This window comes from Pseudomonas sp. MWU12-2345, assembly GCF_023242385.1.
In the GTDB taxonomy this organism is placed as follows: Bacteria; Pseudomonadota; Gammaproteobacteria; order Pseudomonadales; family Pseudomonadaceae; genus Aquipseudomonas; species Aquipseudomonas gingeri_D.
Genome location: NZ_JALLJA010000002.1, coordinates 232,586 through 248,457, shown reverse-complemented (window position 1 = coordinate 248,457; position 15,872 = coordinate 232,586). Strand labels below are relative to the sequence as shown.

At 61.0% G+C, this 15,872-nt stretch carries 15 protein-coding genes; 6 read left to right on the top strand and 9 right to left on the bottom strand.

The window, feature by feature from the left end; all coding sequences use genetic code 11:
• Nucleotides 1-41: 41 nt before the first annotated feature.
• Nucleotides 42-1,454 (top strand): PLP-dependent aminotransferase family protein, encoded by a 1,413-nt coding sequence (locus M5C71_RS07435; RefSeq protein WP_248767547.1) that lies wholly within the window; start codon nucleotides 42-44, stop codon nucleotides 1,452-1,454.
• A gap of 57 nt (nucleotides 1,455-1,511) precedes the next feature.
• On the opposite strand, the gene cyoE is transcribed toward M5C71_RS07435, so the two are convergent.
• From cyoE to hmpA, 7 genes are all read right to left on the bottom strand, one after another.
• Nucleotides 1,512-2,399, bottom strand: a complete 888-nt coding sequence (gene cyoE / locus M5C71_RS07430; RefSeq protein WP_248767546.1) for a heme o synthase — start codon at nucleotides 2,397-2,399, stop codon at nucleotides 1,512-1,514.
• Nucleotides 2,400-2,409: 10 nt separating this feature from the next.
• Complete coding sequence (gene cyoD, locus M5C71_RS07425; protein WP_100941333.1) at nucleotides 2,410-2,739, bottom strand: cytochrome o ubiquinol oxidase subunit IV; 330 nt, start codon at nucleotides 2,737-2,739, stop codon at nucleotides 2,410-2,412.
• Entirely contained in the window at nucleotides 2,740-3,366 is a 627-nt protein-coding gene (gene cyoC / locus M5C71_RS07420; RefSeq protein ID WP_100941332.1) for a cytochrome o ubiquinol oxidase subunit III, read from the bottom strand. It abuts the gene before it with no gap.
• 3 nt (nucleotides 3,367-3,369) lie between these two features.
• Nucleotides 3,370-5,388: a cytochrome o ubiquinol oxidase subunit I gene (cyoB, locus tag M5C71_RS07415; RefSeq protein WP_152741154.1), complete on the bottom strand. Its 2,019-nt coding sequence runs from the start codon at nucleotides 5,386-5,388 to the stop codon at nucleotides 3,370-3,372.
• Between the two features lie 3 nt (nucleotides 5,389-5,391).
• Nucleotides 5,392-6,330 (bottom strand): ubiquinol oxidase subunit II, encoded by a 939-nt coding sequence (gene cyoA, locus M5C71_RS07410; RefSeq protein ID WP_103494556.1) that lies wholly within the window; start codon nucleotides 6,328-6,330, stop codon nucleotides 5,392-5,394.
• An 827-nt stretch (nucleotides 6,331-7,157) separates the two neighbouring features.
• Nucleotides 7,158-7,667, bottom strand: coding sequence for a disulfide bond formation protein B (locus M5C71_RS07405; protein ID WP_103494555.1), 510 nt, complete (start codon nucleotides 7,665-7,667; stop codon nucleotides 7,158-7,160).
• A 352-nt stretch (nucleotides 7,668-8,019) separates the two neighbouring features.
• Entirely contained in the window at nucleotides 8,020-9,201 is a 1,182-nt protein-coding gene (gene hmpA, locus M5C71_RS07400) for an NO-inducible flavohemoprotein (protein ID WP_248767545.1), read from the bottom strand.
• Between the two features lie 155 nt (nucleotides 9,202-9,356).
• Between hmpA and norR the strand changes: the two genes are divergently transcribed.
• From norR to M5C71_RS07375, 5 genes are all read left to right on the top strand, one after another.
• Nucleotides 9,357-10,907 (top strand): nitric oxide reductase transcriptional regulator NorR, encoded by a 1,551-nt coding sequence (gene norR / locus M5C71_RS07395; RefSeq protein ID WP_152741156.1) that lies wholly within the window; start codon nucleotides 9,357-9,359, stop codon nucleotides 10,905-10,907.
• Nucleotides 10,908-11,027: 120 nt separating this feature from the next.
• Entirely contained in the window at nucleotides 11,028-11,930 is a 903-nt protein-coding gene (locus M5C71_RS07390; protein ID WP_103494552.1) for a chemotaxis protein, read from the top strand.
• A 1-nt stretch (nucleotide 11,931) separates the two neighbouring features.
• Entirely contained in the window at nucleotides 11,932-12,423 is a 492-nt protein-coding gene (locus M5C71_RS07385; RefSeq protein ID WP_152741157.1) for a GNAT family N-acetyltransferase, read from the top strand.
• 37 nt (nucleotides 12,424-12,460) lie between these two features.
• Entirely contained in the window at nucleotides 12,461-12,784 is a 324-nt protein-coding gene (locus tag M5C71_RS07380) for a hypothetical protein (RefSeq protein ID WP_248767544.1), read from the top strand.
• Between the two features lie 97 nt (nucleotides 12,785-12,881).
• On the top strand, nucleotides 12,882-13,634 hold the full coding sequence (locus M5C71_RS07375; protein WP_248746361.1) for a YkgJ family cysteine cluster protein: 753 nt from the start codon (nucleotides 12,882-12,884) through the stop codon (nucleotides 13,632-13,634).
• A 155-nt stretch (nucleotides 13,635-13,789) separates the two neighbouring features.
• Here M5C71_RS07375 and M5C71_RS07370 read toward each other — a convergent pair whose 3' ends face one another.
• Together M5C71_RS07370 and M5C71_RS07365 are read right to left on the bottom strand one after the other, a co-directional pair.
• Nucleotides 13,790-15,373 (bottom strand): PAS domain-containing methyl-accepting chemotaxis protein, encoded by a 1,584-nt coding sequence (locus tag M5C71_RS07370; protein WP_152741161.1) that lies wholly within the window; start codon nucleotides 15,371-15,373, stop codon nucleotides 13,790-13,792.
• A gap of 187 nt (nucleotides 15,374-15,560) precedes the next feature.
• Nucleotides 15,561-15,803, bottom strand: coding sequence for a hypothetical protein (locus M5C71_RS07365; RefSeq protein ID WP_152741162.1), 243 nt, complete (start codon nucleotides 15,801-15,803; stop codon nucleotides 15,561-15,563).
• Nucleotides 15,804-15,872: the final 69 nt, after the last annotated feature.

Here is a 15,872-nt window from a genome sequence, read left to right as displayed (position 1 = left end):
ACTAGAATCCTCCGGACTTTATTGCTCGAGCGACCAGTAAAATGCAGGTTCAGAGAGCCGTGATCGCCGCCATCGAGTTCCTTCCAGGCGAGCCACTGGTACAACAGATCGTCGACCGCGTCTCGGCTGCCATCAACCAGGGCTCCCTGCAGCACGGGGCCAAGTTGCCGCCGATTCGCGAACTCTCGGATCTCATGGGGGTCGGCAAGTCGACGGTGGTCGAATCACTGGACCGGCTGCGGGCCAAGGGCCTGATCACTTCGCGCCAGGGCTCGGGGCACTACGTCTCACGGCTCAGCGCGGCGGTGCAGGCCGGAGTCGGCCGTGAGCTGCTGCCGCAGGACACCCTGAGCGTGGTGCGCCGGGGCCTGCTGCTGGACAACGGAGCCCTGCGCCCCGGCTGCGGTTTCCTGCCCTCCTCCTGGTTGCCTCGCGAGGAATTGCTCAAGGCCGCTCGCGGCACCCTGCGGGCCACCACCCTGCGCATGGGTGAAGTCGGCGTGCCCGCCGGTTACCCGCCGCTACGCCAGGCCCTGCGGGTGAAGCTGTCGACCCTGGATATCGACGTCCCGGTGGAACAGATCATCACCACGGCCAACACCCTCCAGGCCATCGACATGCTTATGCGCCTGTTGATCAAGCCCGGCGACACGGTGCTGCTGGACGACCCATGCTACTTCAACCTGCGGGCGAACCTGGTGCTGCACGGCGCGCGGATCGTCAGCATTCCCCGCGGCCGTGACGGGCTGGACTTCAACCAGCTCGAACAGCTGCTCGACAGTCATCGCCCGATGCTCTACCTGACCAACAGTACGCTGCACAATCCTACCGGTCATTCCTTTTCCCCAGCCCAGGTCTATCGGTTGCTGGAGCTCAGCCATCGCTACGGCTTCCATATCATCGAAGACGACCTGTATGGCGATATCCAGCAGAAACAGACCCCTCGCCTCGCGGCGGCCGGCGGCCTGGACAACATCAGCTATATCTCGGGGTTCACCAAGATACTCAGTGCCAACTGCCGGCTCAGCTACCTGGCGCTGCGGCCGGAGCTGGCCGCGCGGATGATCGACCTGAAGATGTCGAGCGGCTGCGTGACCTCGGAGCTGGTGGAACAGATCATCTACCGAATGCTCAGCGACGGCAGCTACACCCGGCACGCCCGACGCCTGATCGATCGCTTGTATGCGGCCAACAACCGCGTAGCCCGCTGGCTGGGCGAAGCCGGCTGTTCGGTGGCGTCATGCCCGGGAGAAGGGCTGTTCATCTGGGCCCGCCTGCCGGCCGGAATCGAGGCCGAGACCCTGGCCTGCAAAGGCCTGGAAAACGACATCGTGCTGGCCCCCGGGACCTTGCTCAGCGCCGGCCCCGAAGCCTCGAGCTTTCTGCGCTTCAACGTCGCCCACAGCGACGACGAACGGGTCCGCGAGCGCTTCCTGCGTTTGCTCCAGGCCTGAGCAAAAAAAAGCCCCGCGCTTCTTGCGAAGGCGGGGCTTTTTCAATAGCCGGTGGACTCAGCGGGCGTAAGTCAGCAACAACTCACTGGGCACCTTGAAATCCAGCGACATCATCACGCTCAGGGCGGTGATGGTGAAGATCGAGAACACGAACAGCTTGCGTGCCCAGACCGTATCATCCACCGCCTTGTAGCCGGTCCAGGCCATGTACAACCAGTACATGCCCATGGCCGCGGCCACGGCGAGGTAGCTCATGCCGGCATAACCGCTGAACGTCAGCATCAACGTCGCACCGAGGAAGGCCAGGATATAGAGCAGGATGTGCTTCTTGGCCACCAGGATCCCGCGCTTCACCGGCAACACCGGAATCGATGCGGCCAGGTAATCGTTGAAGCGGAAGATCGCGATCGCGTAGGAATGCGGCATCTGCCACAAACTGAACATCACCAGCAGCGTCAGGGCCGCCATGTCGAAGCTGTTGCTCACCGCCACGTAGCCGATCACCGGAGGCATCGCCCCCGACAGACTGCCGATCAGCGTGCCGTGAACCGACTTGCGCTTGAAGTACAGGCTGTAGAAGCCGACGTAGATGACAAAGCCGATCACCGCGAACAGCGCCGCCAACGGGTTGGCGACGCGGTACAGCAGGACCACGCCGGCGATCCCGAGGACGGTGGCGTAGATCAGGGCCAGTTTCAGGGAGATAAGCCCCTGGACCAGCACCCGGTTCTTGGTGCGCTCCATCTTCAGGTCGATGTCACGGTCGATGCAGTTGTTGAACACGCAACCGGACGCCACCACCAGCGAAGTACCGATCATGGCCGCCAGGAAGATGGCCAGATCGACATGCCCTTTCGAGGCCAGGAAGAAACCACCCGCCACAGAAAGCACGTTACCGAAAATGATCCCCGGTTTGGTGATTTGGATAAAGTGCTTGAGCGACATCGGGTTTACCTCACTTCGCCATCATGACGGTGTGGATGCTGAACATGATCCACAGCGACAGACCCACCAGCAGGACGATCACCAGTGCCGCGAAGATAAACGCCACCACATTGTTACGCTGTGCCGCGGAACGGTCCAGGTGCAGGAAGTACACCAGGTGCACCAGCACCTGGATCACTGCGAAGACCAGAACGATCCACAGGGTCGCCGCTTTCGGCAGCGACGGGTACATCACCAGGCCGAACGGGATGATAGTCAGGATGATCGACAGGACAAAGCCGACCATGTAGGACTTCACGCTGCCGTGGTTGGCATCACTGGAATGCTGTGCATTAGCCATTTACAGAGTCCCCATCAGGTAAACAACGGTGAATACGCAGATCCACACGACGTCCAGGAAGTGCCAGAACAAGCTCAGGCAGCTCAGGCGGGTGATGTTGCTTGGCGTCAGGCCGTTTTTCCAGACCTGGTACATCATCACGCCCATCCAGATCAGACCGCTGCTGACGTGGAGACCGTGAGTCCCGACCAGGGTGAAGAACCCGGACAGAAAGCCGCTGCGGTTAGGGCCAAAACCTTCTTCGATCAGCTTGTGGAATTCATTGATTTCCATGCCGATGAAGCCCAGGCCGAACAGGAAGGTGATTGCCAACCAGAACAGAACCTGACTTTTCTTGCCCTTGAACACCGCCAGCATGGCGAAGCCGTAGGTGATCGAACTGAGCAACAGGCAGGCGGTTTCGCCCAGCACATACGGCAGTTCGAAGATGTCGTGGCCCGACGGGCCACCGGCGACGTTGTTAACCAGCACCGCGTACGCTGCGAAGATCGACGCAAACAGGATGCAGTCGGTCATCAGGTAGAGCCAGAAACCGAAGACGGTCATCTCGCTCGTATCGTGGTGGTGGTCATCGTGCCCATGGTCATGACCATGGGCGTGTCCAGCATTGGTCACTAAGTTCGACATGGTTTAAGCCTGTTCCAGCGAAGATTCAACACGGGTGGCAGGAGTCACTTTCGCCGCCGCCAGCACCTTGTGCTGCTCGGCTTCGATACGCTCGATGACGTCCACTGGCACCATGTAACCCTGATCATCACGCGAGATATGGATGATGAAGTAGATCACCGTACCGGCCAGGCCAGCGATCGCCATCCACCAGATATGCCAGATCATCGCGAAACCGAACACGGTCAGCAGAGCACCCATGACCAGGCCGGTCGCGGTGTTGTTCGGCATATGGATCGGCTGGTAGCGCTTGGGCACCGAGTACGCGGTCCCGTTTTCCTTGGCTTCGGTGAACGGGTCAACCCCATCGGCTTTCGGCAGTTCGGCGAAGTTGTAGAACGGCGGTGGCGAAGAAGTCGACCATTCCAGGGTGTGGCCGTTCCATGGGTCGCCGGTCACGTCCATGTTCTGCTTGCGATCACGCACGCTTACGTAGATCTGGATCAATTGCGAAGCGATACCGAAGGCGATCAGAATGGCACCGAACAGAGCCACGTACAGGTAAGGCACCCACTCAGGGTTGGTGCTGGCGTTCAGACGACGGGTCATGCCCATGAAGCCCAGTGCGTAGAGCGGCATGAACGCAACGAAGAAGCCGGAGATCCAGAACCAGAACGCCGCCTTGCCCCAACCTTCGTGCAGCTTGAAGCCGAACGCTTTCGGGAACCAGAAGCTGAAGCCGGCGATGTAACCGAAGACCGCGCCGCCGATGATCACGTTGTGGAAGTGCGCGATCACGAACAGGCTGTTGTGCAGGACGAAGTCAGCACCCGGGATGGCCAGCAGTACGCCGGTCATGCCGCCGATGGCGAAGGTCACCATGAAGCCCAGGGTCCAGAGAACCTGGCTGGTCATGCGCAGACGGCCACGGTAGATGGTGAACAGCCAGTTGAATAGCTTCACCCCCGTCGGGATCGAAATCAGCATCGTCGCCAGGCCGAAGAAGGCGTTGACGTTGGCACCCGAACCCATGGTGAAGAAGTGGTGCAGCCAAACCATGAAGCCCAGCACCGAGATCGCGCCACTGGCGTAGATCATCGAATGGTGGCCGAACAGTCGCTTGCCGGAGAAGGTCGAGATGACTTCGGAGAAGACCCCGAACGCCGGCAGGATCAGGATGTACACCTCGGGGTGACCCCAGGCCCAGAACAGGTTGACGTACATCATCGGATTTCCACCCAGTTCATTGGTGAAAATGTGGAAATCCATGTAGCGGTCAAGCGTCAGCAAAGCCAGTGTAGCGGTGAGGATCGGGAACGAAGCAACGATCAGCACGTTGGCCCAGGTGCAGGTCCAGGTGAAGATCGGCATGTCCATCAGCTTCATGCCAGGGGTACGCATTTTCAGCACGGTGGCCAGGAAGTTCACCCCGGTCAGCGTTGTACCCAGCCCTGATAGCTGTAGCGCCCAGATGTAGTAATCCACCCCCACGCCCGGACTGTATTGCAGGCCCGACAGCGGCGGATAGGCAACCCAACCGGTCTTGGCGAATTCGCCGACACCGAGGGAAACGTTGATCAGCACCACGCCGGAAACCAGCAGCCAGAAGCTCAGGGAGTTCAGGAACGGGTAGGCCACGTCACGCGCACCGATCTGCAACGGCACGACGATGTTCATCAGGCCGGTGAAGAAAGGCATCGCCATGAAGATGATCATGATCACACCGTGGGCGGTGAAGATCTGGTCATAGTGGTGAGGCGGCAGGTAGCCAGGAGAACCCTCGGTGGCCATGGCCAGCTGGGTCCGCATCATGATGGCGTCGGAGAAACCGCGCAGCAGCATGACCATGGCGACGACGATGTACATGACACCGATTTTCTTGTGGTCGACCGAAGTCAGCCACTCGGTCCACAGGTAGGTCCACTTCTTGAAGTAGGTGATCGCCGCGAACAAAGCCAGACCGCCGAGCGCGATCATGGCAATGGTCACCATGACAATCGGCTCGTGGAACGGGACCGCTTCCCAACTTAATTTACCAAACATCGTTTACTCCTCTGCCCCGGCAGCTGAATGCGAACTCATGTCCATTCCTTCCGATGCGGCCACTTCTTTCTTCTCGTGCTCGATCGGCTTGCCTGCTTTCATCCCTTCGTACTTGTCGACGATGTTCTGGAACAGGTTCGGCGTCACGGTCGAATAAAGCGCGACCGGATTGTCCTGGCTTGGCTTGGCAAGGTCCGCGTATTCAGCTTGTTCAAGCTGTTTAGGTGCCTTCTTGACCTCAGCTACCCAGGCATCGAAATCCGCCTGGCTGGTTGCGGTCGCTTTGAATTTCATACCGGTGAAGCCGGCGCCGCTGTAGTTGGCGGAAATCCCTTCGTACTCATGATTCTCGTTGGAGATCAGGTGCAGCTTGGTCTGCATACCGGCCATGGCGTAGATCTGACCGCCCAGGCCCGGGATGAAGAACGAGTTCATCACGCTGTCGGAAGTGATCTTGAAGTTCACCGGGGTCTTGGCCGGGAAGACCAGCTTGTTGACGGTGGCGATGCCTTGTTCCGGGTAGATGAACAGCCATTTCCAGTCCAGGGCGACCACTTCGACGGTGATCGGCTTGACGTCGGATTCCAGCGGACGATACGGGTCCAGGGCGTGGGTCGACTTGTAGGTGACGATGCCCAGGAACAGGATGATGATGGCAGGTACGGCCCAGACCACGATTTCGATCTTGGTGGAGTGGCTCCATTTCGGCGCGTAGGTGGCGTCCTTGTTCGACGCGCGGTATTTCCAGGCGAAGGCAAAGGTCATCAGGATGACCGGCACCACGACCAACAGCATCAGCAGCGTAGCGGTGATGATCAGGTTACGTTCGTCCAGGGCGACCTGACCCTTCGGGTCGAGCAAGGTCATGTTGCACCCTCCCAGCAACAACGTGCCGAGCAGCGGCAATAAGCCTAAGAATCTGGGATACCTTGTTTTACTCATCTCACGACCTCTAAAGCAGCTTGCGCAATGCAGTTGGGTTTCGATAGCCAACACTTCACCCTGCCAAGGGTTGGCAATTTTTTCCGATTGAATAAGGGCCTGTCCGTCGTACCAATCATTGATCGGCACCTCTGGAACGGGCGTGAGTTCTTATTCGATTTCGTGGGTCATAGGCCTTGTTACAGACCAATTCCATTTGGTGCGGATACTTGGAAAGGTCGCCAGCACCAGGGGTCGCATAGCGCCCTTGAGCCCTTCGACCGCCCTATTGCGCTCAGGCAGAGCGGCGCCGGACATTCAGTGCGGCGATTGTAGTGAGGTAGCGTTTTATAAACCACGTCTCATCCTGAAATATTTTTTATCAATTCACGCAACAATCATTAACCGTTTTTGCAACGATCCTGAATCGTATCGCGTTCCATTCTCAACAAAAAGCCATGAACCGCTCTTTTGTCCAACAACTGATCCGCAGTGAAATCACCCTGGCAAGGGCCGTGAAAGAGGCTCTGGCCCAAGCATGACGGGGTATTGGAAGGATCTTCGGGGGGTATCGGGAGGCTCCCCGTATAGACGTGAAACACAGAGCGTGCCAGGGAACTTTTTCGAGGATGGCTGTCAATCAGAAGATGACATCGAGGTCAGAAACGGCCAGTGCGACAGCTTCGACGTGACAATATGTCGCAGTTTTTTCGCGCGTTTTATTGCCGGTTATCAGGGCTTTTTACCAGGGCCGACAGACATAAAAAACGCCCCGATCTTACATGAAAGATCGGGGCGTTTTCCAAGGATTATCGGCAAACCTCAGCCGCATCGACTGACCACCGACATCAGCGGTTTTTCTGGCGATTGCGGTAGATACCCACCGGCACCAGCAACGCCGTCAGCACGAAAGCCACCAGCGCCCATTGCGCCAGGGACAGCCCCAGCAGCGGCGGGTATGGCGTTTCGCAGAAACCCTCGACCTGGAAGCCCAACGGGAAGATCGACGCCAGGGGCAGGCCGTCGACAATCGGTTGCAGCACGTCGATGCCGCAGCTGACCGCCGGATTGGCCTGGATATAGACGTGACGACCCGCCGCAATGATGCCGCCGACGGCACTCAACCACACCAGCACTTCCAGCACCGTGAGGCTGCGCCGGGTGCGCATGCCCGCGCCGATAAAGGCGAACAGCGCAATGAACAGCAAGGCGTAGCGTTGCAGGATACACAACGGGCACGGCATTTCGCCCAGTACCACCTGCATGTACAACGCACCGCCGATCAAGGCGAGGCAGATCACCCCCAGCAGGACCAGGAAGCGTTTTTCCCGTCCCAGCCGCATCATTTCGTCAGTCATCCCGTTTCCCTTTGACTCGTTGTTGGATCGGCCGAAGGGCCGCGCAGCGAGCTGCGGCATCAAACCGAGGTTGTATCCCATAGGCCCACAGGTCGCAATCCGCTCGTTTCAACCCGGTGAACATGTGTTGCCCGGAAGTCTACACGCTGACCATGACCTTTGAGCGTATTGAACACGCGAGGTCGGTGTCTGGGGGAGTATGGGTAAACCACCACAAGATCGCCGACAATGATCGGCGAATTAACGACAAGCCGATTAAACCGGGATTAACGCGCCCAGGGATTTTGCCCATGCGCCCGATCCGGCCGGCCGACCGCCGTGGCCACAGGCTTGGCCACGGCGGTACCACGAATTACTCCAGGGCCGCGGCCGGCCCGAAGAACTCATAACGGCTCTGCTGTTCCGGCACCCCCAGGGCTTTGAGGTGACGCTTGATTGCGCCCATAAAACCCTTGGGCCCGAGGAAATAGGCATCCAGGTCACGCTCCTGAGGCAACCATTCGCCCAACTGTTCCTGGCTCAGCAGACCGACCTTGTCCGCGGCGGGGCTCACACCATCATCCTCGGCGTAACAATAGAAGCGCTTGAGCTGTGGATGACGCTCGGCCAGGGCATCGACCCAGTCGCGGAAAGCATGCACCTGGCCGTTGCGCGCGCAGTGGATAAAATGCACCGGCCGCTCGCCCACCAACGCCGCCTCGAGCATCGGCAAGGTCGGCGTGATCCCGACCCCGCCACTGATCAACACCAGCGGCTTGTCGCTGGCCGCCAAAGTGAACTCGCCCGCCGGCGGGAACAGTTCCAGGCTGGCGCCGACGGCCAGTTGGTCATGCAGGTAGTTCGAGACTTTGCCACCGGCCTCGCGCTTGACGCTGATCCGATACTGACCGGCCTTCGCCAGCGCCGAGAGCGAGTAGTTGCGGCGCGTCTCTTCGCCGTCGATAACCAGCTTCATGCCGATGTACTGTCCCGGGGTGAACGCCAGGACCGGCTGGCCATCCTCCGGCTCGAAATAGAACGAAGTGATTTCCTGGCTTTCCTCGACCTTGGCCACCACCTTGAACAGCCGGGCGCCGCGCCAACCGCCGGGCGCCAGGGCTTTCTCGTCGTAAATGGCCGTTTCGGCCCCGATCAGGATATCGGCCAACTGGTTATAGGCCGCCCCCCAGGCACTCATGACTTCAGGCGTGGCGATCTCCTCGCCGAGCACTTCGTGAATGGCCCGCAACAGGCAAGTGCCGACAATCGGGTAATGCTCCGGGAGGATCTGCAGCGCGACATGCTTGTTGATGATCTTGGCCACCAGGTCGCCCAACTGATCGAGCTGGTCGATATGCCGGGCATACATCAATACGCCGTTGGCCAACGCCCGGGGCTGGTCGCCACTGGACTGGTGGGCCTGGTTGAACAGTGGACGCACCTGCGGGTACTCGGACAGCATCATCCGGTAGAAGTGAGTGATCAGCGCCTCGCCGCCGCTTTCCAGCAGCGGGACAGTCGATTTGACGATGGCACGGTCTTGAACGCTCAGCATGGGTCAACTCCTGGGGGTGAGGTTTTATCTGAATCAACCTTTACTCATCACACTTCATGCCAAGATTAAAAATGATATAAATCAATAAGTTAAAATTGTATTAGTCATAGTGACTACAGGCAACTTATAGTCATTCCGACACCATAGGAGTCAATATGACTGCAAAACTCCTGCTGACGGCCCTACTGCCGCTGGTATCGGATCTCTCACGGGAACTGCCCGAAAGTGAACGCTATCGACGCCTGCTCGAAGCCATGCGCGCCCTGCTGCCCTGTGACGCCGCCGCGCTGCTGCGCCTGGACGGCGAGTGGCTGGTGCCGCTGGCTGTCGATGGCCTGAGCCCGGACACCCTCGGACGGCGCTTCAAGATCAGCGAACACCCACGTTTCCAGATCCTGCTCGGCAGCCACGGGCCGACCCGTTTCGACAGCGACACCGATCTGCCGGACCCTTACGACGGCCTGGTGGAGGGTTTGACCGAGCACCTGGAGGTCCATGACTGCCTGGGCTGCCCGCTGTTTATCGACGAACAACCCTGGGGCCTGCTGACCCTCGACGCCCTGGACCCGGAGCGCTTCGAACGGATCGAGCTCGATGCCCTGCAGGCCTTCGCCAGCCTGGCGGCGGCCACGGTGAATGCCGCCGAACGGATCGCGCGTCTGGCCTTGCGCGCCGAGGACGAACACCAGCGCGCCGAGCTCTATCGCCAGGCCAGCGGTCCACAGAATCGCGAGATGATCGGCCAGGGCAAAGCCCACAAACGCCTGGTGGAAGAGATCAACCTGGTGGGCGGCAGCGACCTGACGGTGCTGATCACCGGTGAAACCGGGGTCGGCAAGGAACTGGTGGCCCAGGCGATCCATGCCGCGTCCCCCCGTGCGGAAAAACCCATCATCAGCCTCAACTGCGCCGCCCTGCCGGATACCCTGGTGGAGAGCGAGCTGTTCGGCCATGTACGCGGCGCCTTCACCGGCGCCGTGAACGATCGTCGCGGCAAATTCGAACTGGCCAATGGCGGCACGCTGTTTCTCGATGAGGTCGGCGAGTTGTCGCTGAGCGTCCAGGCCAAATTGCTGCGGGTCCTGCAAAGCGGCCAACTACAGCGCCTGGGCTCGGACCGCGAGCATCAGGTGGATGTACGGTTGATCGCCGCCACCAATCGCGACCTGGCTGAAGAAGTGCGCAGCGGGCGCTATCGAGCCGACTTCTACCACCGCCTGAGCGTCTATCCGCTGCAAGTGCCGGCCCTGCGCGAGCGCGGTCGCGATGTATTGCTATTAAGTGGTTTTTTCCTGGAACAGAACCGCTCGCGCCTGGGGCTGGGCAGCTTGCGCCTGGGTGCGGATGCGCAGGCGGCGCTGCTGGCGTACAACTGGCCGGGTAACGTCCGCGAGCTGGAACACCTGATCGGACGCAGCGCCCTGAAAGCCTTGGGCAATTGCCGGGAGCGGCCAAGAATCCTAAGCCTGAGCGCCACCGATCTGGATTTGCCGACGACTGCCCCCCAGGCCCCACAGGAGCAAACCCTTGCCCCGCCGGAGCTCGAAAGCGGCGTTGATCTGCGCCAGGCCACGGAAAACTACCAGCGACAACTGATCGGCGCCTGCCTGGAGCGACACCAGCACAATTGGGCCAGCGCCGCCCGCGAACTGGGGCTGGACCGGGCCAACCTCGGGCGGATGGCCAAACGCCTCGGCTTGAAGTAAACACTTAACAGCGAGTTGTGTATTACACCTAAAGCCGGCCCCCATCGGGTCGATAACCCATCATCGATAGCCGTTCAGGGTTAATCTGTCCTGGACCACCTTTTTCCACAGAAGGTTTTTATGTCTTCCAACAAAGCCCGCGCAGACTCGCTATCCCTTCTGCTCTTCACTTTGCGCAGCGGCAAGCTGATGGCAATCAACCTGCTGAAAGTCAGTGAAATCATTCCCTGCCCGCCACTGACCAAGCTGCCGGAGTCCCATCCCCACGTCAAAGGCATCGCCACCCTGCGCGGCGCCTCGCTGTCGGTGATCGACCTGAGCCGCGCCATCGGCGAACGCCCCCTGGTGGACCCGGACGGCGGTTGCCTGATCGTCACCGATGTCAGCCGCTCCAAACAGGGCCTGCACGTCCAGGCCGTGAGCAAGATCGTTCATTGCCTGACCACCGATATCCGTCCGCCGCCCTACGGTTCCGGCGGGCCCAAGGCCTTTATCACCGGGGTGACCCAGGTCGACGGCACGCTGGTCCAGGTGCTGGATATCGAAAAGGTCATCCACGGTATCTCGCCGACGCAAATCGAAGTCACCCCCAGCGAACTGACCATGGAAGAAGCGGAAATCCTCGGCCATGCACGGATCCTGGTGGTCGACGACAGTCAGGTGGCCTTGCAGCAATCGGTGCTCACCTTGCGCACCCTCGGCCTGACCTGCCACACCGCCCGCAGCGCCAAGGACGCCATCGGTTGCCTGCTGGACCTGCAAGGCACCGCCGAACAGATCAACGTAGTGGTTTCGGACATCGAAATGTCCGAGATGGACGGCTACGCCTTCACCCGTACAGTGCGCGAAACCCCGGACTTCCAGGATCTCTACATTCTCCTGCACACGTCGCTGGACAGCGCCATGAACAGCGAGAAAGCACGACTGGCCGGGGCCAATGCGGTGCTGACCAAGTTTTCCTCGCCGGAACTGACCCGCTGCCTGATCCAGGCGGCCCGGACCGTCGCGGAACAAGGTATCTGAGATGTCCGACCGCCACTGCCAGTTGCTGCGCAAGGACCTCGACGACCTGCTGGACATCCCCCAATGGCCGGCCGGCATCCGTATCGGCGTATTGCGCGCACAGCTGATGGAGCCGGTGCATGCCTTGCTCAAGCACGGTTACCAGGATGGCGGCGGCCAGGTCGAAGACTTCGCCCAATGGAGCCAACACTTCACCAGCGATGCCGAGTTCGATCCGGCGCTGTGCCTGGTCGCCCTCGACGAACAGGGCGTGGCCGGTGTCGCGCTGTGCTGGACCAGCGCCTATATCAAGGACCTGGTGGTGCACCCGCGTCGCCGCGCCGAAGGCCTGGGCCTGGCCTTGCTGCGCCAGGCGTTCAAGGTGTTCGCCGCGCGCGGCGAAGCCTTCGTCGACCTCAAGGTCATGGAAAACAACCTCGGCGCCCGGCGCCTGTACGAGCGGGTCGGCATGCGCTTTATCGAACGCTATGAAGTCAGCCCGGCTCAGGCATAATCCCCCTTTTGCCCGCCGCCCTTGAAGGAGACCTGTCATGAAAGCCTTCACTCTGCTCTTCATCAGCCTCGTCACCCTGGCCAGCCAGGCCCAGGCCGCCAGCCCCGACGCCTGGGCGAATGTTCACAAAACCGTGGTTGCCAGTTGCACCAAGGCCAGCAAGCTGAAAAACGTCAAACCCGTGGGCAACCCCGCGCAATTCGACGACAAGGTCGGTTACACCGCGCTGTTGCTGCACGGCCGCTATCCGCAGGCGCACATGAAGAACCAGCCGGGTACCGAGTTGTGCCTGTACAACAAGAAGAGCAAGACCGCCGTCGTCACCGAATGGGACTCGGTCATGCCCGCCCGCAGCAACTGAGTGGCTGGCGCATAACTTGCTTTGACCGAAGCCCATACGGTGAAACAAAACGGAATTACGTCACCGTCCCAGTCCTTGCCCTTCGGTCGGTTCACTTATGAGCACCCACTTTTCCTGCGTCGGTTGCGGCAAATGCTGCACCGATCACCATGTCCCCCTGACACTGGCCGAAGCCCGGCAATGGGCGGCGGACGGCGGCCAGGTGATCGTTCTGGTCGAGGCCTTCCTGGCCGATGGCCTCGGCCAGCCGGAACAGCAACGCGATCACGTGCTGCGCCGCTCCTGGGGCGTACCCAGCGGTCACGCCGAAGCCCGCGTCGCCATCACCTTTGCCGCCTACAACGTGGGGCCCTGCCGGAATCTTGACGAAGACCTGCTCTGCCGGATCTATCAACGGCGGCCACTGGTGTGCCGGATCTACCCGATGGAAATCAACCCGCATATCCCGCTGCGTCCCGAGGCCAAGGACTGTCCGCCGGAGGCCTGGCGGGACACGCAGCCGTTGCTGATCGTCGGCGGGCAGTTGCAGGACCCGGAACTGGTGCGGCTGATCGAAACCTCGCGTCAGGCCGATCGTGACGATATCCAGGCCAAGGAAGTGATTTGCGCACGGCTGGGGATTCGCACCACGGCACTCAAGGGCGACGGTTTCACCGCCTACCTGCCGCTGATGCCGGCGTTCGCGGAGGCGATTGAGCAGGTGCAACAGCTGACGCATTGGCCGGCGGCGAGCGAGTGGAGCTTCCATGTCTCCGGCCCGGCCATCGCAGAGCAGTTGCAGGCAGAAGGGGCTCGGGTAGTGAGCGAAGCCGCGACCACCTACGCCTTTATCCCCTTGCAGGCGGCCTGACCTCGGATAAAGATCCGCCTGGAGAAACACGGACCTGTAGGAGCCGGCTTGCCGGCGATGGCGGCCGATCGGGCGATGCAAGGCCCACGGGCCTCATCGCCAGCAAGCCGGCGCCCACAAGGGATCGCGTTGACCCTGTCTGCCAGCATGGAGGTTCAGCAGCGCTTGCGCCAGAACTCCTGGGCCAATGAACGCAGGTCATCCGCCAGCCCCGCCACATCCCCCGAGCTGAGATGACTCTGCTGGCCGACATTGACCAGTGCCTCGCAGGCATTGCGGATGCTGACGATATTGCGGCTGATGTCCTCGCTGACGGTGCTTTGCTCTTCCACCGCCGAAGCGATCTGCTGGCTCATGGCGGTAATCCGGCTGACCCGCTGGCTGATCCCGGCCAGGGCATCGGCCGCCTGCTGGACCTGTTGCACACTGTCCTCGGCCTGCTGGCTACTGTGCTGCATCACTTGCACCGCGTTGCACGCGCCTTCCTGCAGATTGCTGATCATGCGCTGGATCTCGTTGGTCGATTGCTGCGTGCGCTGGGCCAACCCCCGTACCTCGTCGGCCACCACCGCGAACCCGCGACCCTGCTCTCCGGCACGGGCGGCTTCGATGGCGGCATTGAGCGCCAGCAAGTTGGTCTGGTCGGCAATCCCGCGGATCACTTCCAATACCGTGGAGATCTCGGTGCTGTGGCTTTCCAGATGCAGGATCACCTCGGTAGCCCGCGCCAGCTCGTTGGCCAGGCGCAGCACCGCGCTGCGACTGTCTCCCACCAGTTGATGACCTTCGTGGGTTTCCCTACCGACCTGGTCGGCCACCTCGGAGGCCTGCTGGGCATTGCTCGCGACCTGGGCCACGCTGGCGCTCATCTGCTGAATCGCCGCCGCGACCTGGTCGGTTTCAGCCTGTTGATCCAGGGTGCTGGCATGACTGCTTTGAATATGCCGGGCCAGCGCCTGAGCATGCCCGGACAGGCGCAGCGAGGCATCGCCGATACGTCCCACCACCGCGCCGACCTGGGCCTCGAGCATGTTCAGGGCAAAGCCGATCTGACCGAACTCGTCGCTACGACCGGTGTAGATCGCCTGGCTCAAGGGGTTGTCGGCGATCTCCCGGGCTCGCGCCGTCAGTTCGGCAAACGGGCGCAGCGCCCAGTGGGTCAGCGCGCCGACCAGCACGCTGCCCAGGGCCCAGAGCCCCAGATCAACCTCCAGCGGCTGCCCGGAAAACCCTTGCCCCAGTGCCAGGACAACGGCAAACACCGCGCTGGCCTGCGCCCAGAGCCGGGTCTGCACACGCAGGCTGGGCAGGCGCTGACGCCAGGGCAAACGTCCGCTGCGCAACCAGGCGTACCAACGCTCGGCGGCCTCGACCTGGGCAGCCTCGGGCCGGGTCCGCACCGACTGGTACTCCACCGTCTGACCGTCGCGGGTCACCGGCGTGGCGTAGGCACTGACCCAGTAGTGATCGCCATTCTTGCAGCGATTCTTGACCAGCCCCATCCACGAGCGTCCGCCCTTGAGGGTTTGCCACATATGGGCGAAAGCCTCGGCGGGCATGTCCGGATGACGCAAGAGGTTATGCGGCGAACCCAGCAGCTCCTCACGGCTATAGCCGCTGATCCTGATGAAGTCAGGATTGGCGTAGGTAATCGTGCTGTCCAGATCGGTGGTCGAAAGGATGTTGGCATCAAAGGCGACATCTACATTTCGCCCGGTAATCGGGAGATTGATCTTCATGGAACGCGCGCTCAGAAAGTGAGAGGAGTCGGCAGGGCGTCGACTCTAAGCGCACGGAAAAGCAAAACACTGATCTAGCTCAGGGTCTTGGCATTTAGCCATCTTCATGACAATTCAAAGACGATCCCTGTTTTTGGCGCCAAGTCGCTGGCGATGGCGACCCTATGGGCGAAGCCGGACTCAAGGCTCAGCGCTTGCCCATCGACCGACGCGTGCCATTCGGCGCGCGGCCCGGTCTCTCGTGATGCCCGTCCTTGCCACCTTTCTGGTACCAGGTCTGGCCGGCCTTTTTCGCCGCGGCGAATTCAGCGGGATTGAACGGAAAACTGAAGGCCGGGACGGCGGGCTTTTCGCTGACCGCAAGCTCAGCCTCGACCACAGGCTCTTCACCCGGGTTGGCGGAAACGGACGGTTGTTCAGGGGAAGTCATGGAAGCTCCGAAAAGGCGGGACGGATCAGGTCGAACCGAAAGACCGCAGTATACCTGCCAGCACCCTGC